This is a genomic window from Paraburkholderia nodosa DSM 21604 (genome assembly GCF_000519185.1).
Lineage (GTDB): Bacteria > Pseudomonadota > Gammaproteobacteria > Burkholderiales > Burkholderiaceae > Paraburkholderia > Paraburkholderia nodosa.
Genome location: NZ_JAFA01000010.1, coordinates 1 through 23639, shown reverse-complemented (window position 1 = coordinate 23639; position 23639 = coordinate 1). Strand labels below are relative to the sequence as shown.

The following is a 23639-nucleotide window of genomic DNA, read 5'->3' as shown; positions in this document are numbered from 1 at the left end:
TCAATGAGACATGAGTACCGGCAGCGTCATCGCGGAGAGTACGGATCGCGTGGCGCCACCCAGAACGAGTTCCTGGAATCGCGCATGGCCATACGCTCCCATGACGAGCAGGTCGTACGCGCCGTCGGCCGCATGGTTCAGCAGCGTATCGCCCGCGGATTCAGCCGCGTGTTGGTCAAGCATGGCGATGTCTATCGAAGCGGTGCCGTGGCGTGCAAGCATCGCGGCAAGGTCTTCGCACGACGCGTGCGATTGCTCAGGCGTCAGGATCGTTACGTGCGCCGCTCGCAGGATGAACGGCAGCGCGTCGTGAACCGCACGGGCGGCTTCGCGGCTCGCGTTCCAGGCAATGAGCACGCGGTCGCCGAACGAATCGAATCGGCCCGTATAGGGCACCAGCAGAACCGGTCCTCCCGCTCCCAGCAGAACACTCTCCGGGAAGCGATCCGCAAGCCAGGACTCGGGGTCGTCCGGATTGGTTTGTCCGAGAATCGCGAGATCCGCGGTGCGGCTGCGCTGCATGATCGCCGAAACTGGCTCGCCATCGGGGACAACCCAGGCGCCGTCGATCTGCGCGCGAGACACTTCTGCGCGAAAGAGCCGTTCAATCGCGCCGCGCTGCTCCATGCGTAGCGTGCGATGCGTGTCGTAATACTCGGCTGTTCCACCCATCACGTAAAACTCGCGCGGGTTGGGTTCGAACCGCGCGAACAGTCCCTCCAGATGTGCGCCGAACTTCCGGGCCAGCCTCAGCGCGAGCGAGAGCCGTGCATTGGCGCATGCGCTCGTGTCCATGTGAACCATGATGGTCTTGTAGCTCATTGCGATCTCCAGCGAAGGGTTGACGTGCACTTCGACGCTCACAACCTGATGCCAGTCTAAAGACGAGGGGCGCCAGAAGTTTGATCTGAATCAATCTTTTACTGGCTAGGTAGACGGCACACAAAACGGTTGCAGATCCAATGAATGCGTGAAGGCGAAGCAGGGGCGCGGAGCCCGTGGCGCTGCACTCCGGATTCGGAATACTCATGGCCGAATCTGGCCAATATTGATCCTGTGTCTGTTCTAAAGTCAGGATATGCAACGCGATCCAGACGCTTCCATCGCGTCGGAGGAGGTTTTGACGATGTCGCCGAAAGAGACGGTGATGGCCATGTACCGCGCATACGGTACGAACGACGAAAGGACGATCGAGCGCCTCCTGCACGAGTCCGTTACGTGGGTGGCGCCTGCGGGAAATGCCACCCAGGTAGCGCTGGGGATCGGCAAACCCGAGGACGCGGGATCACCCGCTGGAACGAACACGCTAAATCGCGAGCAGATCGTGCGTTTTATGGTGCGCAACTTCCCGCGTTTATTTGCGGACCGAACGAACGTGTTTCGGTGTATCGCTGCCGAGGGTCCGGTCGTATTCGTAGAGCACCGCCTCTCAGCCCGTTTGCCCAACGGGCGTCACTACTCCAACGACTACTGCTTCGTCTACGAAGTGAAGGACGGGCAAGTCGTGGCAATCAGGGAGTACATGGATACCCGGGGAGGCTGGGTCCAGGTCTTCGGCGATCGGGAGGCTTCCCGATTGATCGAGTATCTATAAAAGCAAACGTCCACGTTGCATTCCGATGCGCGCGGCAGCCATGAGCATCGGCCAGTCAGAGATGGACGAGTGGCGTCGGAGAGCATGCGAATGGGCACATCGCAGTGCCCGAAACGGGTGTGTCGTGACGCATCAGCACGCGTTTAGCCATGCACGTGGCCGATGTGACTTTGTCGTGACGCGCCGCTATTTGAACTTGACGAGATCCTTGAAGATCAGTTGAGCCCAGCGATTCCCCCTGGCCTGGACAAGCGAGCCACCATCCTTGAGCGGTCCTAGCGCAATCGGCGCGAAACCGAGCTGTTCGGCCAAAGCTGCGACCGGTGTCACCGCATTTTCGTCATCGCTCGACAGAAACACGACGCGGCTGCCGCCATTCACGCTCGGATCTGCGGCCAGAGCGGCAGCGGGCAGATGGTTAAAGCCCTTTACGAACCTGGCGCCGGTAAACGCTTTGGCGACCACTGCGGACGACGGCAGACCTTCCAGGTCTGCGACGGGAACACCGAAAGCATTTGTCGTGTCGATGATCGTCTTGCCCTGCCAGGTCGTTAGCTGCTTCGCGACTTCGCGATGTTCCCAAAACGGAACTGCCAGGAAGATCGTGTCGGACGCGATCGCATCCTGCAGCGTCGTGGCGACAACGGTGGGGCCAATCGCTCGTGCCTGCTGCATCAACGCATCGGGAGGGCGCCGGCTGGCGACGGTCACGTCGATGCTCTTTCTTGCAAACGCGCGGGCGAGCGCCTGGCCTACGGCGCCAAAGCCAATAATCGAATAGCTCATACGAACTCTCCATTCAGGGGACGTTTTGATCAACCACGGACCCAATGTCAATGGGTAACCGGGTGAGCGGGACCGCTACCCGCGTCTGGCGGCCCGCTGCGCGCGATGCGCCACGCGGGCCGCAGCAGATGCGCGGAGCCGGGCGCGCTCACCGCCGTTTGCAGCGACGGCAGCGCGAGCAGGCGTGACAATAGCCGCTGGAAAATCACCAAAGCCAATCCCGCTTACTGATCAGGAATCCATATTGATTTCCACAATTCAGATCCTCTTCACCAGGTTGGTAGCGCCCTTACACGCTTTTTGGGCGCGATTTTAGATGGCCGACAGGCCGCCGTCGACAGACAACTCCACGCCATTCACGAAGCTCGAATCGTCTGAAGCAAGAAACAGCGCGACCGTCGCAATTTCCTCAGGACGACCCATCTTTCCCCGTGGGATCACGGATTCGAACATCCGCTTCGCCTCCTCGTCGAGAATCTGGTCCTGCATCGGTGTGGCGATGGGCCCCGGGCTCAGCACGTTCACACGGATATTCCTGCCCTTCAGCTCGTTGAGCCACGTCCGTGCGAATGAGCGCAACGCCGCCTTGCTCGCCGCATACACGCCGTAACCAGGAAAACCTTTTACCGAAGCCACTGACCCGGTCATGAAGATCGATCCGCCATCGTTGAACAGCGGCAACGCCTTCTGAACCGTAAACAACGTGCCGCGTGCATTCAGGTCGAAGATCGCGTCGTAATGCTGCCCGGTAATCTCGCCCAGCGGGACCGCTTCGCCCCAGCCGGCGCTCGCGTACAGGACGTCGATCTTGCCCTTTTCCCGCTTGACTGTATCGAACAAGCGGTCGAGGTCGTCGAGATTGGCCGCGTCGCCGCGCACGCCGGTCACGTTCCTGCCAATCAGCTTGACGGCTTCGTCCAGCGTCTCCTGCCTCCGGCCCGTAATGAAAACATAGGCGCCTTCTTCAACGAACCGCCTGGCGCTCGCCAGCGCCATGCCGCTCGATCCACCGGTGATGACTGCAACCTTACCGTCTAGCTTTCCCATGACTTCTCCTTTCGTGGTGTCGGACAGCGTCTCGGTTCCCCTTTGCACAAAAACGCTGTATCTTGTGGATCACTGATCCAGATCCTGATTCCCAAGATACGGATCACTGATCCACTTGTCAAGAAAACTATGCGGGCCGACGCCAGAAAAAATTACGACCATCTACTAGCAGTCGCGCGCGACGTCGTCACCGAGCATGGTGCCGATGCGTCCATGCGAGATATCGCCCGCCGGGCCGACGTCGGGTTGGCCACGCTGTTTCGTCATTTCCCCACTCGGGAAGCCTTGTTCGAAGCGTTGCTGCGCGAGAATCTGGACGCACTGACGCAGAAGGCGGTGGAACTCGAAACGTCGAATCCACCTGATGAAGCGCTCGTGTCGTGGTTTCGCAAAGGGGTGGCATTCGTTCATAGCTATAGCGGCGTTGTCGCCTTGATGGCGAGCGCCCACGCTACCCCGGACTCCGCGCTTTACGCTTCATGCGCAGCGGTGCACTCTGCGGGCGAGCGACTACTGCTCCGTGCTCAGGCCGAGGGAACCGCGCGCGCCGATATGAATGGGGACGACCTGTTCGCCCTGATGTCGGCGCTCGGCTGGCTCGGCGACCAACCCTCATTCGCGCCACGGGCCGATCACCTCTTTCACGTAATCGCGAGCGCCATCCTGACTGACCGGACGAGCAACGATGTCAAGACGGCAAGGTGTTGAAGCAGATCGGCGATCGGATGCTCGGGCCGAGAATTCAAGCTCAATTCAATAAGTCAACCCTGTTCCATCTGGGATTTGAAACCGATAACTGGTTGGTAATAGCACTTCCAGCATGCTTTTAAGCTCTTGAAGGCCGTGTAAGGATTAGGCCCGAGCCAAAGAACCGGTAGCGAGCCGCTTGCGCCAGGCAATGCAGCCGACAACAATCGATAGTGTCGCCACGACAAGTGGCGCCACCCCATGTCCGAATTCGCCGTGGACTGTGACGGTCGCCAGCGCAGCCAACATCACGGTGAAGCCGAGCGCCGAGCCCCACAGCCGCGTCCGTGCTCGCGCCAGCAGAACGGCGGTCATGAGTTCCACCGAACCGGTCACGAAATGGAACCAGTGCGGATATCCCCACTTCAGGTATTCCTCAAAGATGGATCGCGGGGCGACGATGTTGCTGAGCGATCCCACGACGAAAAAAGCGGCAAGAATGAAAGGTAATACCTGGCGCCAGGAAATCTTGGACATTCTTCTACCTTCTCTGATGAGGGCGCTGCCGAGGACCCGTTGTGGCTCGCCTGGTGGGCGAGCCGGCCGATCCCCGCTGCTCATGCCGTAGTGGCCTTGTGGGCCGCCGCAAAGACATCGCGAGGGGACGTCGTGCCCGCGATGTGCTCCGTACCCGCGCCGCCGAGGTCCATCCAGCCCGCGTTGACGGCATCGAACATCGCTTCGGCCGGTCCGGTCTGGCCCTTCGGGATGCCGAACTGTTCGAACGCTGCAGGCCACCCGGCCCGCGGGATGGCAAAGGCCCTGACGTCGCGCTGCAAGACTTCACCCAGCTGGGCTGCGACTTCATCCGCGCTGATCATCGAGCCAAGCTCAACGACGCGATGCCCTGACCACGCCGGCCCGGCCAACAGCGTCGCCACCTCGGCGCCGATATCGTCGGTCGCGACCATGGTCGATCTCCGACCCGTCGGGTTGTAGTAGACGGGTAGTGTGCCGCCCTGGGCGACGTGCAGGCCGTAAAGGAAGTTTTCGAAAAACCCACCGGCTCGCACATAGGCGATCGGCAACGTGAGGTGGCGCAGTCCTTGCTCCAGAAGCGACAGGGCCGTGATCATTCCCAGCCCGCTGGTTCTGTTCGCACCCATCGACGACAGCACAACCACCCGCGGTGGCGCTGCCCTCGTCAGCGCCTCGACATAGTTCGCGATCACGCTCTTTGCCTCCCTAAAATCAGGCGAGGGTGCCCAGACAGTCGGCAGCATGACAAATGCACCTTCGACCCCTTCGAGCGCTTTCTCTACGGCGGCTGCATCATTCCAGTCGCCGTCGACGAGTTCCACACCTTGATCCGCCCATTTCGTCGCCTTCTCGCGATTGCGGACCAGCGCCCGTACCTTCCTGCCTTGCGCCAACAGATGTTGGGCCGTTGCGCCGCCTACGCGTCCTGTAATTCCCATTACCAAAAACATGTGTTTCTCCTGAAAATTGGCATTGCCCTTAAACGCCAACATTCCTGAGGCTGCGGATGGATGCGGTGATCCTGGAGTCTTCGGCTTCCACCTGTGACACCACCACGCGCCGGCCCGGATGTCCGCCGGAGTCTGGTACAGAAGTCGGGCGGGAACAGGGTTTGATATCCGAACTCCCCGAGGAGCAGTCTTTGTTTGAGGGCAGGTCTATCATAGAGACCGATGCCTCACGCCGGAAGGAGGCAGTTTTTTGTTACCAGAAGAGTTAAAGGGAACCCGAATGAGCACCGCCCAGAATGCGATCGAGAGATTCAGCCGATATCAACGTCAATTGGGCGACGCCCAGGCCGCACACTGCGCGATTCGCGACGTGCTCGACCGCATCGGCGACAAATGGAGCATGCTCATGATCATGGAGCTCGCGACGCGATCGCAGCGCTTCAGTGAGCTTCACCGGGCCATCCCGGACATTTCCAAGCGCATGCTTACCCAGACACTCCGCGATCTGGAGCGCGACGGACTCATCAGCCGCCACGTTTTTCCCACCAGCCCGCCAAGCGTCGAATATCGTCTGGCCCCACTAGGCCAATCCCTGTTGGAGCCGATGGCGGCCCTCATCGATTGGGCCGATCGTCGTTATCCCGACATCCATGCCGCACGCGTCCGCTTTGACGGCGCGTCCGGTGATGTCCCGCGCTAGATGCTCGGCCCGAGGTGAGGGGGCGAAAGCCTGAAGCGGCCGGTTATTTCCTGCTTTGCAGATGGCGCGGAAGGACGTATCACGCGTTTCGTGTTTGTCGCCTCCGCGGAAGGAAGACCAACTGACCAATCAAAAAAGACCATCGTGAACTCTGGATGTACTGTTGGCCGACTTGAGAGGCCGAGGGCAAGACCGCATTCAGAGTTGAATGCCATCTTGCGACTTGCTTCAAACGCACAAAGCGCATTAAGGAAGACGGCTGCCTTCCTGAAAGATTTTCTTTGCCTCCTGAAAAGAATAAAGCACTTGTGACGAGCGACTGCATAGCCAACAATCCCCGCTGCGTGCGCCCTGATGGTCCCGTGGGGCGGATATCTGGCCTCGACACGAACGTGACTGCGCGAGGCCACAACGTTTTCGATGTAGCCAGGGTTGAGCAGGCTAGTGCGTATGCTTCACAGGAGATGTTTATGAATAGCAAGGTCAGTGTTGTGCCATGGCAGGACGGGGACTCAGCCCCCGACGAGTTGGTTGCAGCCATGCGCGCGCGTCGGCCAAACCGTGAACTTATCGGTATTGATCGAGTGCTCCTGAAAAGTGCCCCACTCGCAACGGGCTGGAATGAACTCCTTCGTAGGGTTCGGGCCGAATTCGCTCTCGAGCTGGAGTATCGCGAGCTGATCATGCTTCGGGTGGCGGTTCTCAATGGTGCCGAATTCGAATGGGGCGTGCACTACCCGGCATATCTGGAGGCAGGCGGCACTCATGAGAAAAGCGAGGCGATCAAGGTGCGAGGGGTCGACCGCACGCTGTTCAGCGAAACCGAGCTGGTCCTGATTAAACTCACCGACCAGTCTACCCGCGACGTAACGGTCGACGCCGACATCATCGAGGACCTGAAGGCGCGTCTGGGTGAGTCGAAGACGGTAGAAGCAGTCGCCACGGTCGCTGCGTACAACATGGTTTCTCGCTTCCTCGTGGCGCTCGGAATCTGAAACCCGTGGCTCGGCCACGTGCCGCGGCATCCATGAGCTGTGCTCACGGCTCCATGAGAACATACCATTGTTGCTCATGATTTCGCGCTGCTACTCTATTCGCAATACGAAGTCACGGCGTCGGTGCGCCGTTCTATTGCGAGTGGAAGCTACCATGAAGATTCATCCGGAGTTGCCGGGCAGCGGCGCGCCAGCAGGGAAGAACCGGTCGATTTTCGACGAGATCATCGACCGGAAGAAATCGAACTCGCTGAAATGGGCGTTCGGAGAGAGGCTCCTTGCGGCTGATGAATATGCGGCGAACCCGTTGCCAATGTGGGTGGCCGACATGGATTTCAGGGCCCCTCAAGCCGTCGTCGATGCCCTTCACGAAGCCGTTGAGTTTGGTGTGTTCGGCTACTCCTGCGGAGCGACTGAGAGCTACGTCAATGCCGTAACCAACTGGCAGGCAAGGCGCTTTGGCTGGGAAATCCCCAAGGAGTGGGTGCTGCAGTCGAGTGGCATCATTACGGCGCTCAAGAATGCCATTCAGGCATTCTCGTCACCAGGTGACACGGTGCTGATTCAACCGCCGGTATACGCTCACTTCCATGATGATGTCCTGCTGAATGGACGGCATCTCGCCTATGCGCCACTCGAGCGCGCGGGAACGGCCTACCGCTTCAACGAGACTGCATTCGAAGCCGCGATCAAGGACAATACGCGGCTTTTCATCCTGAGCAACCCGCATAACCCGACAGGCAATGTATGGTCGGAAGGTGAGCTGCGGGCGATGGGGGAAATTTGTCAACGGCATGGCGTTCTCGTCATTTCCGACGAGATTCACCAGGACCTCGTCATCAACCCTCTCAAGAAACATATCCCGTTCGCTTCTCTTGGCGAACGGTTCGCTGACAACAGCATCACCTGCACGGCACCGAGCAAAACGTTTAATTTACCTGGCCTGCAAAGCGCAAACCTGTTCGTTCCCAACCGGCGTCGGCATGAAGCGCTGCGTCGACAGTTTGACAGGAACATGTACCAGTCGGTGAATACGCTCGGAATGGTTGCGGCGGAGGCTGCCTATTCCCATGGCGAACCATGGCTGGACGAGCTGCTGGACTACCTTCGCGAAAACCACGCCCACTTTCGCAACGCGGTGCATAGCATCACTTCGAAGATCGAAGTCCTCCCGGCCGACTCGCTCTACCTCGCGTGGATGGACTGCCGCGGACTCGGCATGGACGCGGACGTGTTGAACAAATTCATGCTGACCGAAGCCCGGCTTTGGTTCGACAAAGGTCAGAAGTTCGGCATCGAAGGGCATGGATATATGCGCGCTAACCTCGGTTGCCCGCGTTCCACCATTGACGAGGCAATTCGCCGCTTGACCAACGCATTGAGCGGGCTCTGAACCTTCAGCGGTAGAGGAAGACCGGATACCGATACCTCCTGGGCTGGCAAGCTGGCTTGGTCTCCGTCATCTGTATGATCAGTAATACGAATTGATAAACAACAAGGAAACGCGCAGAAGCACGATGTTCTGCGCCTGCTGTCGACCCCCCGACCGGTTTACCCACTTCTAACAATAAAAACATACGCTCACTTATTGGAGACGACATGAGCAACGAAAGCAGGATGCAGACATACGAGCAGGAAGACCTAAAAAGAGACCTGAAAAACCGGCATATTCAGATGATTGCCATCGGAGGAGCGATTGGGACCGGGTTGTTTTACGGGTCATCGTGGGCAATCAAGACGGCAGGACCGGCAATTCTTCTTGTGTACCTGCTTGCCGCCATTGCGATTTATTTCGTTATGCGGGCGCTCGGCGAGATGGCGGTGGAGGAACCGGTGTCCGGTTCGTACGTCTCCTATTCGAACCGCTACATCCATCGGTTTGCAGGGTTTCTCAACGGCTGGAATGCCTTCATTTTTCTGCTCGCAACGAGCGCGGCGGATTTGAATGCGCTCGGGAATTACGTGCACTTCTGGTTCCCGGCGATACCCATCTGGGTGACGGCAGGCGCGGCGGTATCGCTGATGTTTCTGGTTAACATCATCGGCGTAAAAATATATGGCGAGGCCGAATTCTGGTTCTCGCTAGTCAAGGTGGTGGCCATCGTGGCGATGATTGTTTTCGGCGTGGGCATGGTCGCCTTCGGCATCGGAAATCATGGAGTCCCCATCGGCTACCATAACCTCGTGGATCACGGTGGGTTCTTTCCGAAGGGGACAGGGGGAACGTTTCTGGCAATCGTGATGGTCGCTTTCGCGTTCGGTGGGGTCGAAAATCTGGGCCTTGCCGCGGGGGAAGCGAAAGACGTCAAAACGACGATGCCAAAGGCCGTCAACGCAACGTTCTGGCGTCTGCTGATTTTCTATGTTGGCGCCATCGCTGTTCTGCTGATGGTCTTTCCGTGGACCTCGTTGACGACCAAGGGCAGTCCGTTTGTCGAAGTGTTCACGAAAATCGGGATCCCGGCGGCGGCGAGCATCATGAACCTGGTCGTCGTCATGGCGGTGCTGTCTGCAGTCAATGCGAGCGTCTTTACCAACAGCCGGACCTTCTACAACCTTTCCCTGCAAAAGAACGCGCCGGCGTTCCTGGGTGTCACCAATAGCCGCAAGGTCCCGCATCGAGCCATTTTGATGGTCTTCGCAACGATGTTCGCAGGCGTGCTGCTGAATTACATCATGCCAGAGCAGGCCTTCGACCTGTTCTCCTCGGTGACCGTGTTTGCGCTCGTCTGTGCGTGGGGCTCAATCGTGATAAGCCATATTGGGTTCCGAAAGAGCAAGATGCGCAAAGGGGAGGAGAGCCAGATTACGTACAAGATGCCTTTCTATCCCTACAGCAATTACATCGCGCTGACTTTCCTGGCTGCCGTATTGACTGGAATCGCAATTCTGCCCGACATGAGAATTTCGTTGGTCGTTTCGGCGGTATGGGTCTTCGTAGTCTTTGTTGCCTACAAGTTCTATGTGAGGAACGATGCGACGCGTGCTAGCGTCGTGGTCGAAGCCAGCGAACCGAAAGACATGCCTGCTTGACGAGGCAAGGGCGGTTTGCCACAGGATCCTGTGGTAAGCCGCCCTTTTATACATTTCACGGGAACTCCCGCTTAAGGCGAAGCCCGACCGGCCAGCTCGTCATTGCGGCCTCGCATGTAGACCTGCGGGCTGCTCCCCATCTCGAGGCGAAACGCGTACACGAACGCCGACGTCGAACCATATCCGAGTTCCATCGCTGTTCGCGTCACGCCCATGCCGCCGCTCAGCAACTCAATCGCTCTGAACAAACGCATTCGCCGCCGCCACGAGCGCAGGCTCATGCCAGTTTCCGCAGCAAAGTGGCGAGCTAGCGTGCGCGCCGACATCCCCAAAACTTGCCCCCATTCTTCTGGGCCGCGCTCGTCCGCCGGGTCGGTGTAAAGCGCTTCGCAAAGTACCGTCAGCGCGCCGTCGCGCGGCCACGGCAGCGCTGCAGGGAGCGGGCGAGCGCGTCGAAGCTGGTCAAGAATGAGATGCGTGATGCGACCGGCGTATCCATCATCGTCTGCCTGCCCCTCTATCTCTGTCGCCTCCACGATGAGGGCTTTCAGCAGCGGCGAAACCGCGAAGACGCGCGGACCGCCAGCTGACAGGGCTCCCCCGGTGTCATCCGCAATCCACAGGCTGCGAAATTCGGCGCCAAGCAGCGAACCGACTCGGTGGCGCAGGCCCGTCGGCAACCATACGGCCTGCTCCGGCGAAATGACGAGCGAACCCGCCTCTGATATCACCGTTAGCGCGCCAGATATCGCATAGACCATTTGATGCCATTGGTGCGAATGCTCGGAAAAAAAATGGCGTGCAGGGATGGACTGGGCGCGCACTTTCAGCGGCGCCGGGGGAGTGACACCAGCAGGGGCTTCGATGGTTTCCCAAGGCATATCAGAATTTCCGGTTGACAGATATTCTATACAATTTGGCAATTCATCGAGATACCGACACGGGAAAAATTGGTCTAATTGTGTTCCCTGTACCGGAGCACCGAGCCGGTGGCCGCATCCGGCTGCCTATGCCCGGAAGCTCGCGATTGCCACTGGAGTCTCCCGTTCTATGTCTCGCCTCGACCGCTACAGCCTGCCGCTCTCGACCACCTCCGACCTTGCGGCCGAGCGCTATCAGGCCGGTATCGACCTTCTTCTGTCGTTGTGGCCCGGCGCCGCGCAGACGCTCGATGAGGCGATCGCCGCCGACCAGGATTTCGCACTCGCCTATGCCGCACGAGCGCGTTTGCACGCCATTCGCTCGGAAGTGACCGAGGCACGCGCAAAGATTGCGAAGGCGATGGACCTTGTGGCTCGCAACGGGACGGAGCGCGAGCGCAGCCACGTACAAGTCCTGTTTTTCGCCATCAACGGGCAGGCACCGAAGGCGCTTGCCGGGGCATTGGCACACACGGACCGGTGGCCGCGCGATATTGTCATCCTGTCGTTGCCTCTGGGTGCATTTGGTCTCTTTGCGTTTTCGGGGATGGCCAATCACAACCAGGCGCGTGTCGACCTCTGCGAGCATCATGCGCGACACTTCGATGCCGACGACTGGTGGTTTCTCAACTATCGGGGTTGGGCACACGGCGAGAACGGCAACGTCCAGTTGGGTCGCTCCCTGACGCAACGCTCGCTCGAAGTGCGCCGGCACAACGTGAACGCCGCGCATGCAGTCGCGCACGTGTTGTATGAGGCAGGTGCAAACGAGGAAGCGGACGTCGTGATCACCGACTGGCTGCCCGAATACGACAAGAGCGGCATTTTGCATAGCCACATTGCGTGGCATGCTGCGCTCATCGCGCTGGAGCGCGGAGATACCGGCCGCGCGCTCGAGGTCTATAACGAGCACGTTGCGCCGTCGGTATCATTAGGTGTTCCTATTAATGTCGTCAGCGACACATCGTCGTTCCTTTGGCGCGTGCAGGCATACGGCCACACGGTTCCGGCAGGCATGTGGGACGCCGCCGCGACGTATGCCTCGGGGTATTTCAAACAGGCCGGATTCCCGTTTGCGGATTTCCACATGGCATTGGTTGCCGCCGCGACAGGAGACAAGGTGGCGCTTGATCAGCGCGTGGATGCGCTTGTCGGGCTTGTCGAGGCTGGAACCCTTCCCGCCGGGTCTGTCGTTCCGGAGATTTGCCGCGCTGCGCTCGCATTCGCCGAGGAAGACTATGGGCGTTGCGCGGCAATCCTTGAACCCGTTGCGGGAGACGTTGTGCGCATCGGCGGAAGCGGTGCCCAGCGCGAGATTGTGGAAGACACGCTGCTAGTCTCGCTGATGCGTAGTGGCGAGGCCGAAAAAGCACGCGCGCTCCTCGACAAGCGATTGCATCGTCGGCCGTCCCCGCGAGACACGCTTTGGCTCAATCAGCTCTGCACGGCTTAAGTGGCGAGTCAACAGGTGCCGATTGTGAGCAGTTGGCATCTGAAGTCGGAGTCGCAAAAGCAACATTGGAAGCGTAATGAGTTCGAGCGTATCAGTGAAAACAACGGGGCTGCGAAGACTCCTCGTCGATGGCATAGGTCCGGTTGCGGCAATCTCCATCGCACAACTCTTCGGAACCGCACTGTGGTTCAGCGCCAACAGCACCGCCGCCGACCTGATGCGAATCTGGCACGCCAGTGCGGCCGATATCGGTTGGCTGACGAATGCTGTGCAAGGCGGATTCATTCTCGGCACGCTCTTCATCTCGTTGAGCGGGGCGGCAGACCGCTTTCGTGCGAGCCGGATTTTCGTTTACAGCGCAATAGCGGGCGCGATATTCAACTTCTGCTTTGCATGGCTTTCAACCGGCCTCGTCAGCGGAGCCATCTTCCGGTTCGGCGTAGGTGTCTGCCTGGCCGGCATTTACCCGATGGGGATGAAGCTGATCGTGGGGTGGGCGCCGGACCGCACGGGGCAGGGGCTGGCGCAACTGGTTGCGATGCTCACGCTCGGCACGGCGCTGCCTCATGCCATGCGTGTGATGGGAACGGGCTTTCCGTGGCAACTCATCATTTCCGCCTCGTCAATATTGGCGCTTGGCGGGGCATTGATTATCGGTGCACTGGGAGATGGTCCACACGCTGCCGCGAGGCCGCGCCACGCGAGCACAAAGGATGCAGGCGGAACGCATCAGCCCGGCGTTCTTGAGGCATTCCGGATTCGACGGTTTCGAGCCGCAACGCTCGGATACTTCGGTCACATGTGGGAGCTGTATGCGTTCTGGACTGCGGTACCGCTGTTGATCGCCAGGACGTCGTCAAGTGTGCATTTTCCGGGCGTCGGCGTTTCCGGCATGTCGTTCATCGTTATCGGCATTGGCGCGTTGGGCTCCCTGATTGGCGGAGTCCTGTCGCGACACATTGGCAGCGCGCGGGTGGCCGTCGGCGCACTCGGGATATCGGGGCTATGCGGGCTTACCTTCGCTCTGGGTTGGCGCTACTTGTCTCCAGAGGTCATCGTCGTGGTGCTCATGGTGTGGGGCGCCTCCGTGATTGCTGACTCGCCCCAATTTTCGGCGCTCGCCGCGAGAGCCTGCCCGCCAGTCCTTGTGGGAAGCGCGCTCGCAATACAGAACTCAATCGGCTTTGCAATTACGGTGGTATCGATTGCAGCAACGACGACCCTGTTAGAGCACGTTGGGCTCGATGCGACCTGGCTTCTGGTGCCGGGGCCGATCCTTGGTTTGGCTGCATTTGCGCTGACATCGCGAAGCACCAGTTTGTCGCTGTAAGCGAAGTGATGCACTCAACGCGGCGGTGCTCTGCTCGCACCGGACGCGTTTGGAGAATGGAGACAGGCGATGTTGGACCTCCAATACCTCTCGATCGTCATGGAAGTGGAGCGTCTTGGCAGTGTGACTGCCGCCGCGGAGCGATTGAACGTCACGCAATCGGCGCTCTCCCACATGGTCCGCAAGTTCGAAGAGCGGCATGGCGTCAAATTGTGGACAAAGAACGGCCGGGGCCTGCGCTTTACCCATGCGGGCGAATATCTGCTTGCCCTCGCGCAGCGCGTGCTACCCCAGATGGAGCACGCGGAGCGCACGCTCGTTGATTTTGCCGAGGGTAGGCAGGGAGCGTTGCGCGTAGGCATGGAATGCCATCCGTGCCAGAAGTGGCTGGCGAGACTGACTCCCCATTATCTCGCCGCCTGGCCCGATGTCGATTTCGACGTGCGCACAGCATTCCGATTTGACGGTGTTGCTGCGCTCCTTGGTTTCGAAATCGACTTGTTGATTACGCCCGACCCCATAGATGTGCCGGACGTCGTCTTTTCTCCGGTAATTGACTACGAGTTGGTGCTGGTTCTGCCGCAAGCGCACCCGCTGGCGACGCGCGACTATGCCTTGCCAAAGGACCTGCTCGATGAGGAACTCATCACCGTTCCCGTGAGCAAGGAGCGACTCGACGTTTATACGCAGTTTCTCGTGCCTGCTCATTGCAAGCCGAAGTTTCACCGGACGGCTGAACAAACCGATTTGATGCTGCAACTGGTTGCTGCCGGGCGCGGCATTGCCGTACTCCCCGATTGGCTGGTCGTAGAGGAAGGCGAGGGCCTTGCCATACGCACGGTGCGACTCGGAGAGAGCGGCATCACCAAGAGTATCAATCTTGGGGTCCGCCGAGGCGAAGAAGATGTTGCGTATATTGCCGGCTTCCTGGCATTGGCACAGGAAATGGGCGTCAAGGTCGGACGAAACATCCACGCCTGACGCGGCACTTCAACGCGACATCGTGAGCACCATCCGGAATTTGACGTCGCCAGACCGCATCCGTTGATAGGCCTCATTGGCCCTTGCGAGCGGCATGACTTCTATCATCGGACGAACCCCTGTCAGCACGCTGAAATCGAGCGCTTTCTCACTTTCATAAGGCGAGCCGGTAAGTGAACCCATAACGCTGCGCTCGCCGCCTACGAACGAGGCCGTCGATACTGGCAATGGGTCTTTGCCTGCGCCCAGCAATACCAGACGGCCTCGCGGTGCCAGGCCCCCCGACAATTTCGAAACGGTATCGGCGTGACTGACCGTGGTGACGATAGCGCGCGCTCCGCCCATGGACATGAGTCTTGCCGCGGCATCTTCCTCGTCGTTGTCGATGTAGATGTGCGCACCCAATGCCTTGGCATCCTCTGCAATCCCGGTGCCGCGCCCGACCGCGACGACCTTGAATCCCATGTGGCGGGCATACTGCAATGCCATGTGTCCAAGGCCCCCGATGCCGAGGATGGCGACTGTATCGCCGGCCTCTGCGCCACACTTTTTGAGCGCATTGAAGGTAGCAATGCCTGCGCAAAGCATGGGCGCGGCTTCCTCTGAATCAAGCTCGTCTGGAATGGATACGAGGCCGGTATTACGCGCCAGCATCATCTCGGCATAACCGCCATCGCAGGTCGCGCCCAAAACCGGTTGGTTCAGGCAGAGCTGGAAATTGCCCTGACGGCACTGTGTGCACTCGTTGCAGTGACCACCAAGTCGACCCACTCCAACACGCTGGCCCGGTTTCCAGATTGAAGGCGTGTTTGCACCCACCGCGACGATGCGGCCGACGACTTCATGCCCCGGCACTCGTGGATGCGGTGAAGTCGTGCTCGCGTTCTCGATGTCGCGTGCGTCCGCACCGCAGACACCACATGCCTCGACGGCGATCAACACCTGGCCGTCGCCCGGAACAGGGGTCTTCCGCTCGACCAGTTCCAATACTCCCGGCCGGGTGATTTGAACCGCACGATAGACAGCTTTCATGATTCCTTCTCCAAGTCCGTTGGGTTTTCCGGTGAGCAGACAGAGGTATTGCGTGAGCGCAGCGAGAGTGAGGCGGTCTAACCCGAATCCGCTCGCCTTCGTTACTTGAAAGTTCGGCGATAGCGCGCAGCCAGGGCTTCGACGCCGAAGCGCGCCGCCTCGATCGCACCTGCGACGTAGCCAGGGAATTGCCGGGACCATTCGCTCGCGATGCCGGTCACACACTCTTGCCAGGGGCCAGGAGGTGTATTGACCGGCGCTACACCGAGATGCGGCGATGAGCTGTCGAAGTCGTCGCCTGTAGCGGTGTAAGGGTCGCGTGCCCAGTCCTTGATAAATTCCGCTTCTGGCGTTGCGGCGAGCGGTCCGAAGAGCCGTGCCAGCTGCGAGCGGCAATGAGCGCGCAAGACGGCTTCTGGCACATTCCTGCGGACGTTGGCGGGCACGCCGAAGAATCCGAAGAGCGCGGCGCTCCCTCCATTCATGGACGCATCATGTATCTCGCCGAGTGGCCCACGGGCGCTTCGAGCCTCGCCTGAAAGCCCCATTTCACGCCAGAACGGGGCTGTGTAGGTTGCGACATACTTTGCATGCGGCGCCATCCATGTGGGCGTTTGGCCCCATAGCTGCGCTATCGCCGGTGGCAGGGGCGGCTCGAACCGGACGGTGGCCTCGGCCAGACGCGGGGGCAACGCCAGCAGCACGTGGTCAACGCAGGTCGTTCTGGCAAGGCCTGCGGAGTCCTCGCTGTGAACCTCTACATTGTGTGCGCCAAGCCGGAGACCACGCACTGCCTCGCCAGTGATGATTGAGTCTTCATCCAGTTCGGCTGCGAGTGCGTCCGTCAACGCCGCCGTGCCGCCAACAAGACGCATCGAGACCGGCTCATTCGTGTAGCCATGCACACGCACCGCAGCCTCGTCGCGCGAGCGCTCTACCAGCATGTCTCCAATCTGGTGCTGCTCGAAGCGGGCGATACCAAGGTCGCGGATCACGCTATCGAGTTCAGGCTGAATTTCAGGCCAGAACCAGGTTGGACCGAGGTCGATGCGGTCCAGGCCGTCAATGCTTCCATTCGCGGCAGTGTTCTGACCAGAAGCGGACAGGATGCGGCCTCCGGGTGCCTCTCGCGCCTCGAAGAGGACATAGTCACCGATGCCTTGCTGCTGCAGGAGGTACGCAGCGTAGAGGCCGCTCAGGCCGCCTCCGACGATGGCGATACGAGGGGTTCGCATGGCTGCGCCCTAAAATCAACGTGGAAGATGAACTCATGTGTTACATGCGCGAGTCGCCCATCGCAGTCATGTTACGAAAGAGGGCAATGAAGAATGTTCTCGCTCTCACGCCATTCTTCACGTTTTCCTGTGCGCCGGCAAAGGAGATAAAGTTTCAGTGAGAAGAAGAAAAACTTTGCCGCGACCTGTTCGACGACTCCTTCTCACGATATTTCGGCCCGAGGTTTCTCGACCTCATAGCGGGAGGCTCGTCGAGCGCTTGATCTCCTTCAAGGAGAAACCCGTGTACATCATCGTTGATGTTGCCGAGCGTCCGGATCCGGTGCATCGCGAGCTGATGGAATGCCTCCATATCCCGCACGACGACCTGAAGCAGATAGTCGTACTTGCCGGATACATTGTGGCAAGCCACCACGTTCGGCAGCGCCATCACACCCGACTCGAACGCGCGCATGGCTTTCTCCGAGTGACTATCGAGCATGATGTTGATGAAGGCAAACAGGCCAAGCCCCAGTTCCCGCTGATTCAGCGTCGCGAGGAAAAACATGAACGACTGGAACGAGTATCGCGAGCAACTGACGCTTCGGCTGCGCGAATTCTCCAAACTTGCCCCGGAAACCATGAAAGGCATCGCGTCACCAGGCCAGGCTGGGGAGAAGACAAACCATCTCGACGCGAAGACACGCGAACTGATCTCTCTTGCCGTTGCCGTGACCACGCGCTGCGACGGCTGCATTGCGTTCCATGCGAGTGAGGCGAAGAAAGCGGGCGCGACGGTGGAGGAACTGTCGGAAGCGCTCGGCGTTGCCATCAACCTGAATGCCGGAGCAGCACTGGTCTATTCTGCGCGCACTTTGAACGCTTTCAGTAAAGCCTGAACGTCATCGTTGGGCGAGCGCTCAGGCGCCTGAGCGAGTCGCAGGCGGTAGCACGGCTGCGGCATGCCGGACTTCCACCGCGATCGATCGCAGCGGCGCATCGGCAATGAATCGATCGAGCAGTTCACGCACATCGTGATCGATGTAATCGGCGCGCGAGGTGTCGACGATCACCGTCGCGCGATCCGGGATGTGGGCGAGCATCTGCTTGAGCGGCACTTTGCCGAGAAAGGACACGTCCTTGCGAAAGGAGACCAGGAAATGATCGTCGTGCCGCGCGAGCGCGATCGGCCGATGCAGATTCGCCCACAGCGCGAGTCCGGCGCTGCACAGCACGCCGAGCATGATCCCGGTGAGCAGGTCGGTGGCGAGCACGCTGGCGATCGTAACGATGAATGGCGCGAACGGCGTCGTGCCCTGTTTCGCGAGCGCGATGAACAAGGAAGGTTTGGCGAGCTTGAGGCCGGTATGTATGAGAATGGCGGCAAGACTCGCGAGTGGAATCATGTTGATCACGTCGGTGAGCGCAAACACGCTGACGAGCAGCAGCACGCCGTGCACGATCGCGGAGAGCCGGCTTTGCGCTCCGGCGTGCACGTTCGCGGAACTGCGCACGATGACCGAAGTGATGGGCAGTCCGCCGATGGCGCCGGCGACGATATTGCCGACCCCTTGCGCCTTGAGTTCACGGTTGGGCGGCGCGGCGCGCCGCTGCGGGTCGATCTGCTCGACAGCTTCGAGGCTCAGCAGCGTCTCGAGACTTGCAACGACGGCGAGCGTCAGGGCGACGATCCAGATCTCCGGGGCGGCAAGGCGCGCGAAGCTCAGCTCGAATTCACCGAGCTGGAGGGCGTCGCCGAGGGCCGCGAACGATTCGATGGCGGGCAGTGCCACGCGTTGTTCGACCGGCAACGCGAACGTCGTGCCGGGCGAGCCACAAACCAGCGTCGCGCTCACGCCCGCAAGCACGACGACGAGCGGCGCGGGTACGAGCCGCACTAGCGCGAAGCGTCGCAATGCGCGCGTTTCCCAACCCGCAAGGATGGCAAGCGAGATCGCGGTGACCGCGCATACGGTGGGCGAGATCGACTCGAGCGCGTGAGTCAGAGACCCGGTCTCGTTGCCGGAAGTCAGTCCGAGCGCGAGCGGAACCTGCTTGATGACCAGCAGCAGGCCGATTGCGGCGAGCATGCCCTTGATGACGGGTGTGGGCACATACGAGGCCAGGCGCCCGGCCTTGAGCATGCCGAAACCGAACTGCAGCACACCCGACAGCAGCACGGCAATCAGGAATGCAGAGAAACTGCCGAGGCGTGCGATGCCATCCACGACGATCACGACGAGTCCAGCGGCGGGGCCGCTTACGCTCAGGCGCGAGCCGCTGAGCGCGGCGACGACGATGCCGCCGACAATGCCGGAAACCAGGCCGGCCAACGGCTCCGCGCCGGATGCCCTTGCAATGCCGAGGCACAGCGGCAGGGCGACGAGAAAGACGACGGTGCCTGCGGCGAGGTCACGCGCAAGCGCGGACAGGGAAGCTCTCGAAGTCATGATGGAAGCGGGTAGAAAAGAAGGGTGGAGAACTCGGCGGCAGCGGCCTTGGCGCGACTTGAGGCCTGCGCCTCGAGCGTGCCGGGCTTACGCAATGCGGAATGGATTTGCTCAGGCCGCCACGGGTGCCTTCGCAGTTTCAACGTCGTGGCCCGACGCGAGTTCGCGCAGCTGACCGTCGTTCAGCGAAAAGATCCACCCGTGCACGAGCGGTACGGGTGCGCCGTCGCGCACGAGCGGATGTTCGCGCAGCAGGCGCACCTGCTCGATCACGTTCAGCTCGGCAAGGCGGTTGATGCGCGCCTCTTCCGACGGCAGGCGCGCGAGCGTCGCGCGATGCGTTTGCGCGAGCGCGCAAAGCGGCTTGATCCGACGGTTCACGTGGGGCAGGGCTTCGGCGGGCGGTAGCAGCGAGGCGCGTACGCCGCCGCACCCGTAGTGCCCGCAAACGATGATGTGCACGACCCGCAGCACATGCACGGCGTATTCGAGCACGCTCATGTTGTTGTCATCGTCGGGATGGAAAAGGTTCGCGATATTGCGGTGAACGAACAAATCTCCGGGCGCGCAGTGCGTGACGCTTTCGGCGGGTACGCGGCTGTCGGAGCAGCCGATCCAGAGCACCTGGGGCTTTTGCCCTGTGGCAAGCGTGCTGAAGAATCGTGGATCGCGGCGGGCGATTTCCTGCGCCCAGGCGACATTGGCAACGAGCATACGTTTCGGAAGATTCATGGGTCGAGGCTCCTTTCAGGGCGGCGGCTTCGCTCAATCCTTACGTATACCTTTCTATCAGAAATCTGCCTGTCGTTTTCGAAAAATAAATCGGAACAATGCGCGGCGAATATAAAAAAACAGCCCCGCAATGCTCGTCGGTCAACGGTGGAAACGCAACGGTCGAGATCTGGCTTGTCGCGCCGAACGTTCGGCAGCCTGCTGAGACGTAGCAGCAACCCACGCTACGCCTCGTGCAGGCAACGCTTGCCGATGAAGGATCGCCTACTGCGGAAACTTGATCATGCTCGAACGGGTCAGCGTAACGTTTCTGGACACGCTGCCCGGCGCATTGGCGAGAACCCACGCAGCCGAGAGCTCACCGAACGGGTCCTTGCTCGACATGCCATCGGTCGGGACCACGACCTTGAAGCCGCGCAGCGCCGCCTCGCTTGCGGTGTACAACACTGCGCCGTGTGCCATCGTGCCGGTTACGATCACGGTTTGAATGCCCTTGGCCTTCAGCGCCGTTTCAAGATCGGTGTTGAAGAACTTGTCCACACCGGATTGCACGACTTTCTCGTCTCCTTTGGCCGCAATAGCCGGCGGCACCGCCGCCAGAGTGCCCGTGCTGGTCAGGCTGTAGACGATCATCAGGTTCGCCTCTCGCGACTTCTTCAACAGGTCGGCGATATACGGCAACGAGGCCGCGCAAGTCGGGCGTTCCTTGCTGTTGCAGGTACTGGTGTCGAAATCCAGCAGCAATAGCGCGGTATGAGCAGGATCGGTAATCGTGAATGTCTTCAACTCTGGCGGCGCAGGCATCTGGACCGACTTCCAGGACGCGATGATATCGGCTTGTGCCGTACCGCAGAACGGTAAGGCAAACAGCAATGCGCACAGCATTCTTCGAACGTTATCCATAGACTCTCCGAGATAACCTGCGTGAGGTGGCTTACCGAAGGCGCGTCGGCGATAGGGCGCACGCGCCATACCGTCGGGCCAAACGATTCTACCGGCCAAATCGTTCAGAAACCTGATGGCTCGAGCGGGCCGCTCTGCAAGCTGACGATGGCACGCGACGTTCGAATTGCGCGGTCTAAATATCGCTTGCGGGCGGACAAGGGGCAGGCCTCCTCCGCTTGATCGTTGTCGCTGGATCCGCGATTGAACTATAGGTCGAATGCGAACGTGTCATATCGCCCCCCCGTCGCGCGGCCCAGCCTCCATTTTCTCCACGCGGAACATAAAAATGTTTGACATCGAAGGCGCGTTAAGAACAACGACGCGGTCTATCAAGTGGGCAATGAAGCGAAGTCGACGCGGAAAAAACGTATCCCATTGGACGTTCGGGATCAGGAAGAAGTCGATTTTCGATACTGGAAGATCAAGCTTTTCGATTGCTTTTAGCACTTTCGTGGCGTTGCAAAGCCGGTAATAGGCGGGATAATCATTTGCCTGTGGAGCGATTGACCGACGGTAGAGATACTTTATCCCGAGTGTCTGCATAATCCGCACAATGACGGTGAACGGGTGCCTCGCGTTAGGTGACATTGACCAATACACGCCGCCAGGTTTGAGCACCTCGATCGTTTTGGCGAGAAACGAAGTCTCGTTGACGACATGTTCAACAACGTTATAGGAATAGGCGAGATCGTACGTGTTCGATGGCACGGGGATCTCCTCCATCGCACAGGTCCACCGCTTCCTGATCAATGGATGGGGTTGAACAACGGGGAACGGGTCGACGCCATCAACTTCCCCAAGGACATGCTCGATCCTGCTGATGGTCGGATTGGTGCCGTGACCGCATCCGATGTCGAGCACGTGGCAGGATATTCCTGGCTCCGCCGCGAGACGGGTGGCATAGTATTCCTGAAAAAATGATCGATTAGCGTCATAGTGTTCGAATTTTCGATTGCAATCAACGTAATGATATGAAATCGTAATGTCGCTCATTTCGACCTCTGAATTGGATTGAGGGGATTTAAATCACGATCTCAACAATAGGACACATGCGCGGAACCGTCAGTGATATTTATTTCTTTTCGGGTACGTTTTGAAAATGTAAAAAGTGGCGATTCCAACGTTCGGAAACCGTGGATAGAAAGCAGATTCAGTTGGTTTGCGAAGGTCTATATATCGCTCGAAATCCAGCGCTCAAATGTCCGTGCAACGGTGTAGATCATTGACCATTGTTGGCCGCCTGCGACCGAGCGCGTCTCGCGGTAAGCGAACCCAAAGCGGACCTGCATGCAACGTCGTCGCGACGACCGTTGCGACCGCCAGCCGATTGAGCGCATGATGGGTGAGCGCGGCTGGTTGTGCTCGTGCCGCAGGTAGGCAGCACGCCTGGCGCGGCGGCGATACCCGGAGCAGTGAAGAAACGCACGGCGGCGGTACAAGGAGCTGGCGATGAAATTCTATGCGCGTGAGTATGAAGGGCGGCTGGAAGTGTTTAGCTTCGACGGTGTTTATAGAATTCGCATCGCTCAGTTGTGCGGCGCGGCAAAAACAGCGTTCGCCGATACCGTCCAGCTGTGGATAGGTGACGGCGTATCGGCAGACGAAGCCGTTGCCCGAGAGGCCGAGTCATTGGCTCGATTAATTAACGAATACTAGAAAATGACAAGTCGCGGTGGCCGACGCCATCCGGACAGCCGGGAAGGGAGAAGGATTTTCGCGAGATTCTCCGTGTGCTGCAGGACTGTCTTGAGTTTACGCACACGTAATCCATTGCTGCTCATGCTGATGGCAAACGACGATCAGAGATCTCCGCGTACCTCACCGGTTCCCAGCGCGCTCCGCCGCCGGTTGACCTCCGCCCAAAGCTCATCGCTGTCGTCATTGCGCAGCAGGACCACCCAGTCCAGTTGATTGTCGGCCACGCCGAAGTAGTCGGCCTTGAACAATCCGCGAAGGCTTATGCNGCAAGGCTCCGAGGCCGAAATAGCATTGTGGGATTTGCAGAGACCTGGCATATTGATGCCGAAATCCTGCAAATCCTGACGAGGTGCGGATGGGTCCGAAGACGCCTGTGACAGAGGGAGATTTCTTCCGGCAGCCCCTGCGTGAGCAGATCAACCTGAAACATCCGCTGGTGCGGCTGGCTGACCTGATCAACTGGAATCGGCTGGGCATGGCGATGAGCGAGAGCTTCGTGTCGCGCAAGGGACGGCCAGCAACATCGCCCAGGCTGATCGCCGGGCTGCTGTA

Annotated in this window: 25 protein-coding genes and 2 pseudogenes; 12 read left to right on the top strand and 15 right to left on the bottom strand. The window is 59.6% G+C overall.

All coding sequences use genetic code 11. The annotated features are described in order from the left end of the window. Entirely contained in the window at positions 1-822 is an 822-nt protein-coding gene (locus A3CW_RS0116460; protein ID WP_028204555.1) for a universal stress protein, read from the bottom strand. Between the two features lie 304 nt (positions 823-1126). Between A3CW_RS0116460 and A3CW_RS50180 the strand changes: the two genes are divergently transcribed. Further along, positions 1127-1594, top strand: a complete 468-nt coding sequence (locus A3CW_RS50180; RefSeq protein WP_161782938.1) for a nuclear transport factor 2 family protein — start codon at positions 1127-1129, stop codon at positions 1592-1594. 186 nt (positions 1595-1780) lie between these two features. Here the strand turns inward: A3CW_RS50180 and A3CW_RS0116450 are convergent, their stop codons facing one another. From A3CW_RS0116450 to A3CW_RS0116445, 3 genes are all read right to left on the bottom strand, one after another. Further along, positions 1781-2380: an NADPH-dependent F420 reductase gene (locus tag A3CW_RS0116450; protein WP_028204554.1), complete on the bottom strand. Its 600-nt coding sequence runs from the start codon at positions 2378-2380 to the stop codon at positions 1781-1783. Positions 2381-2427: 47 nt separating this feature from the next. Next, positions 2428-2598 (bottom strand): hypothetical protein, encoded by a 171-nt coding sequence (locus A3CW_RS51005; protein WP_211254067.1) that lies wholly within the window; start codon positions 2596-2598, stop codon positions 2428-2430. A 94-nt stretch (positions 2599-2692) separates the two neighbouring features. After that, complete coding sequence (locus A3CW_RS0116445) at positions 2693-3427, bottom strand: SDR family NAD(P)-dependent oxidoreductase (RefSeq protein WP_028204553.1); 735 nt, start codon at positions 3425-3427, stop codon at positions 2693-2695. A 129-nt stretch (positions 3428-3556) separates the two neighbouring features. On the opposite strand from A3CW_RS0116445, the gene A3CW_RS0116440 reads away from it, so the two are divergent. Continuing rightward, positions 3557-4135 carry a TetR/AcrR family transcriptional regulator gene (locus A3CW_RS0116440; RefSeq protein WP_028204552.1) on the top strand — a complete coding sequence of 193 codons (579 nt, stop codon included), beginning with the start codon at positions 3557-3559 and terminating at the stop codon, positions 4133-4135. A gap of 144 nt (positions 4136-4279) precedes the next feature. On the opposite strand, the gene A3CW_RS0116435 is transcribed toward A3CW_RS0116440, so the two are convergent. After that, on the bottom strand, positions 4280-4651 hold the full coding sequence (locus A3CW_RS0116435) for a DoxX family protein (RefSeq protein WP_028204551.1): 372 nt from the start codon (positions 4649-4651) through the stop codon (positions 4280-4282). Between the two features lie 80 nt (positions 4652-4731). Beyond that, on the bottom strand, positions 4732-5604 hold the full coding sequence (locus A3CW_RS0116430; RefSeq protein WP_028204550.1) for an NmrA family NAD(P)-binding protein: 873 nt from the start codon (positions 5602-5604) through the stop codon (positions 4732-4734). 280 nt (positions 5605-5884) lie between these two features. Between A3CW_RS0116430 and A3CW_RS0116425 the strand changes: the two genes are divergently transcribed. The 4 genes from A3CW_RS0116425 to A3CW_RS0116410 all read left to right on the top strand — a co-directional run bounded on the left by A3CW_RS0116425 (position 5885) and on the right by A3CW_RS0116410 (position 10332). Further along, the gene (locus tag A3CW_RS0116425) at positions 5885-6304 is read left to right on the top strand and encodes a winged helix-turn-helix transcriptional regulator (RefSeq protein WP_028204549.1); all 420 of its coding nucleotides are present in this window, start codon (positions 5885-5887) and stop codon (positions 6302-6304) included. A 470-nt stretch (positions 6305-6774) separates the two neighbouring features. After that, a complete protein-coding gene (locus A3CW_RS0116420; RefSeq protein WP_035513168.1) occupies positions 6775-7299 on the top strand; it encodes a carboxymuconolactone decarboxylase family protein in 525 nt (174 codons plus the stop codon). A 154-nt stretch (positions 7300-7453) separates the two neighbouring features. Further along, positions 7454-8692: a MalY/PatB family protein gene (locus tag A3CW_RS0116415; RefSeq protein ID WP_028204547.1), complete on the top strand. Its 1239-nt coding sequence runs from the start codon at positions 7454-7456 to the stop codon at positions 8690-8692. A 206-nt stretch (positions 8693-8898) separates the two neighbouring features. Then, positions 8899-10332 carry an amino acid permease gene (locus A3CW_RS0116410; RefSeq protein WP_028204546.1) on the top strand — a complete coding sequence of 478 codons (1434 nt, stop codon included), beginning with the start codon at positions 8899-8901 and terminating at the stop codon, positions 10330-10332. A gap of 71 nt (positions 10333-10403) precedes the next feature. Here A3CW_RS0116410 and A3CW_RS0116405 read toward each other — a convergent pair whose 3' ends face one another. Continuing rightward, complete coding sequence (locus A3CW_RS0116405; RefSeq protein WP_028204545.1) at positions 10404-11213, bottom strand: AraC family transcriptional regulator; 810 nt, start codon at positions 11211-11213, stop codon at positions 10404-10406. 169 nt (positions 11214-11382) lie between these two features. Between A3CW_RS0116405 and A3CW_RS0116400 the strand changes: the two genes are divergently transcribed. The 3 genes from A3CW_RS0116400 (at position 11383) to A3CW_RS0116390 (ending at position 15016) form a co-directional block, all read left to right on the top strand. Further along, positions 11383-12705, top strand: a complete 1323-nt coding sequence (locus A3CW_RS0116400; protein WP_028204544.1) for a tetratricopeptide repeat protein — start codon at positions 11383-11385, stop codon at positions 12703-12705. Between the two features lie 76 nt (positions 12706-12781). After that, on the top strand, positions 12782-14035 hold the full coding sequence (locus tag A3CW_RS0116395; protein WP_035513167.1) for an MFS transporter: 1254 nt from the start codon (positions 12782-12784) through the stop codon (positions 14033-14035). Between the two features lie 69 nt (positions 14036-14104). Further along, the gene (locus tag A3CW_RS0116390) at positions 14105-15016 is read left to right on the top strand and encodes a LysR family transcriptional regulator (RefSeq protein ID WP_028204542.1); all 912 of its coding nucleotides are present in this window, start codon (positions 14105-14107) and stop codon (positions 15014-15016) included. A gap of 9 nt (positions 15017-15025) precedes the next feature. On the opposite strand, the gene A3CW_RS0116385 is transcribed toward A3CW_RS0116390, so the two are convergent. From A3CW_RS0116385 to A3CW_RS46485, 3 genes are all read right to left on the bottom strand, one after another. Next, positions 15026-16048: an alcohol dehydrogenase gene (locus A3CW_RS0116385; RefSeq protein WP_028204541.1), complete on the bottom strand. Its 1023-nt coding sequence runs from the start codon at positions 16046-16048 to the stop codon at positions 15026-15028. A gap of 101 nt (positions 16049-16149) precedes the next feature. Next, entirely contained in the window at positions 16150-17283 is a 1134-nt protein-coding gene (locus A3CW_RS0116380; protein ID WP_028204540.1) for a flavin monoamine oxidase family protein, read from the bottom strand. Positions 17284-17437: 154 nt separating this feature from the next. Beyond that, the gene (locus A3CW_RS46485) at positions 17438-17830 is read right to left on the bottom strand and encodes an Lrp/AsnC family transcriptional regulator (RefSeq protein ID WP_211254066.1); all 393 of its coding nucleotides are present in this window, start codon (positions 17828-17830) and stop codon (positions 17438-17440) included. Between A3CW_RS46485 and A3CW_RS0116360 the strand changes: the two genes are divergently transcribed. Then, positions 17829-18161 carry a carboxymuconolactone decarboxylase family protein gene (locus A3CW_RS0116360; RefSeq protein WP_028204539.1) on the top strand — a complete coding sequence of 111 codons (333 nt, stop codon included), beginning with the start codon at positions 17829-17831 and terminating at the stop codon, positions 18159-18161. The genes A3CW_RS46485 and A3CW_RS0116360 overlap by 2 nt on opposite strands. Before the next feature lie 21 nt (positions 18162-18182). Here the strand turns inward: A3CW_RS0116360 and A3CW_RS46480 are convergent, their stop codons facing one another. From A3CW_RS46480 to A3CW_RS51000, 4 genes are all read right to left on the bottom strand, one after another. Beyond that, positions 18183-19712, bottom strand: coding sequence for a SulP family inorganic anion transporter (locus A3CW_RS46480; RefSeq protein WP_035513165.1), 1530 nt, complete (start codon positions 19710-19712; stop codon positions 18183-18185). Between the two features lie 111 nt (positions 19713-19823). Beyond that, the gene (locus A3CW_RS0116350) at positions 19824-20444 is read right to left on the bottom strand and encodes a carbonic anhydrase (RefSeq protein WP_028204538.1); all 621 of its coding nucleotides are present in this window, start codon (positions 20442-20444) and stop codon (positions 19824-19826) included. A 264-nt stretch (positions 20445-20708) separates the two neighbouring features. Then, complete coding sequence (locus A3CW_RS0116345) at positions 20709-21347, bottom strand: cysteine hydrolase (protein WP_035513164.1); 639 nt, start codon at positions 21345-21347, stop codon at positions 20709-20711. Positions 21348-21617: 270 nt separating this feature from the next. Beyond that, complete coding sequence (locus tag A3CW_RS51000) at positions 21618-22382, bottom strand: class I SAM-dependent methyltransferase (protein ID WP_081771687.1); 765 nt, start codon at positions 22380-22382, stop codon at positions 21618-21620. Positions 22383-22838: 456 nt separating this feature from the next. Between A3CW_RS51000 and A3CW_RS0116330 the strand changes: the two genes are divergently transcribed. After that, on the top strand, positions 22839-23045 hold the full coding sequence (locus tag A3CW_RS0116330) for a hypothetical protein (protein ID WP_028204535.1): 207 nt from the start codon (positions 22839-22841) through the stop codon (positions 23043-23045). Positions 23046-23188: 143 nt separating this feature from the next. On the opposite strand, the pseudogene A3CW_RS50995 reads toward A3CW_RS0116330, so the two are convergent. After that, positions 23189-23323: pseudogene (locus A3CW_RS50995) on the bottom strand (ATP-dependent protease); the annotation flags it as partial. Between the two features lie 119 nt (positions 23324-23442). Between A3CW_RS50995 and A3CW_RS50990 the strand changes: the two are divergent. Continuing rightward, positions 23443-23639 (top strand): annotated as a pseudogene (locus tag A3CW_RS50990) (IS5/IS1182 family transposase); the annotation flags it as partial.

Coding starts and splice junctions, on each gene's coding strand:
- A3CW_RS0116345 (WP_035513164.1), bottom strand. CDS start 21,347: ATGGATAACGTTCGAAGAATGCTGTGCGCATTGCTGTTTGCCTTACCG.
- A3CW_RS0116395 (WP_035513167.1), top strand. CDS start 12,782: ATGAGTTCGAGCGTATCAGTGAAAACAACGGGGCTGCGAAGACTCCTC.
- A3CW_RS0116420 (WP_035513168.1), top strand. CDS start 6,775: ATGAATAGCAAGGTCAGTGTTGTGCCATGGCAGGACGGGGACTCAGCC.
- A3CW_RS0116385 (WP_028204541.1), bottom strand. CDS start 16,048: ATGAAAGCTGTCTATCGTGCGGTTCAAATCACCCGGCCGGGAGTATTG.
- A3CW_RS0116360 (WP_028204539.1), top strand. CDS start 17,829: ATGAACGACTGGAACGAGTATCGCGAGCAACTGACGCTTCGGCTGCGC.
- A3CW_RS0116410 (WP_028204546.1), top strand. CDS start 8,899: ATGAGCAACGAAAGCAGGATGCAGACATACGAGCAGGAAGACCTAAAA.
- A3CW_RS0116430 (WP_028204550.1), bottom strand. CDS start 5,604: ATGTTTTTGGTAATGGGAATTACAGGACGCGTAGGCGGCGCAACGGCC.
- A3CW_RS0116460 (WP_028204555.1), bottom strand. CDS start 822: ATGAGCTACAAGACCATCATGGTTCACATGGACACGAGCGCATGCGCC.
- A3CW_RS0116400 (WP_028204544.1), top strand. CDS start 11,383: ATGTCTCGCCTCGACCGCTACAGCCTGCCGCTCTCGACCACCTCCGAC.
- A3CW_RS0116445 (WP_028204553.1), bottom strand. CDS start 3,427: ATGGGAAAGCTAGACGGTAAGGTTGCAGTCATCACCGGTGGATCGAGC.
- A3CW_RS0116390 (WP_028204542.1), top strand. CDS start 14,105: ATGTTGGACCTCCAATACCTCTCGATCGTCATGGAAGTGGAGCGTCTT.
- A3CW_RS0116450 (WP_028204554.1), bottom strand. CDS start 2,380: ATGAGCTATTCGATTATTGGCTTTGGCGCCGTAGGCCAGGCGCTCGCC.
- A3CW_RS46480 (WP_035513165.1), bottom strand. CDS start 19,712: ATGACTTCGAGAGCTTCCCTGTCCGCGCTTGCGCGTGACCTCGCCGCA.
- A3CW_RS0116425 (WP_028204549.1), top strand. CDS start 5,885: ATGAGCACCGCCCAGAATGCGATCGAGAGATTCAGCCGATATCAACGT.
- A3CW_RS51000 (WP_081771687.1), bottom strand. CDS start 22,382: ATGAGCGACATTACGATTTCATATCATTACGTTGATTGCAATCGAAAA.
- A3CW_RS0116440 (WP_028204552.1), top strand. CDS start 3,557: ATGCGGGCCGACGCCAGAAAAAATTACGACCATCTACTAGCAGTCGCG.
- A3CW_RS0116380 (WP_028204540.1), bottom strand. CDS start 17,283: ATGCGAACCCCTCGTATCGCCATCGTCGGAGGCGGCCTGAGCGGCCTC.
- A3CW_RS46485 (WP_211254066.1), bottom strand. CDS start 17,830: ATGTTTTTCCTCGCGACGCTGAATCAGCGGGAACTGGGGCTTGGCCTG.
- A3CW_RS0116415 (WP_028204547.1), top strand. CDS start 7,454: ATGAAGATTCATCCGGAGTTGCCGGGCAGCGGCGCGCCAGCAGGGAAG.
- A3CW_RS0116405 (WP_028204545.1), bottom strand. CDS start 11,213: ATGCCTTGGGAAACCATCGAAGCCCCTGCTGGTGTCACTCCCCCGGCG.
- A3CW_RS0116350 (WP_028204538.1), bottom strand. CDS start 20,444: ATGAATCTTCCGAAACGTATGCTCGTTGCCAATGTCGCCTGGGCGCAG.
- A3CW_RS0116435 (WP_028204551.1), bottom strand. CDS start 4,651: ATGTCCAAGATTTCCTGGCGCCAGGTATTACCTTTCATTCTTGCCGCT.
- A3CW_RS0116330 (WP_028204535.1), top strand. CDS start 22,839: ATGAAATTCTATGCGCGTGAGTATGAAGGGCGGCTGGAAGTGTTTAGC.
- A3CW_RS50180 (WP_161782938.1), top strand. CDS start 1,127: ATGTCGCCGAAAGAGACGGTGATGGCCATGTACCGCGCATACGGTACG.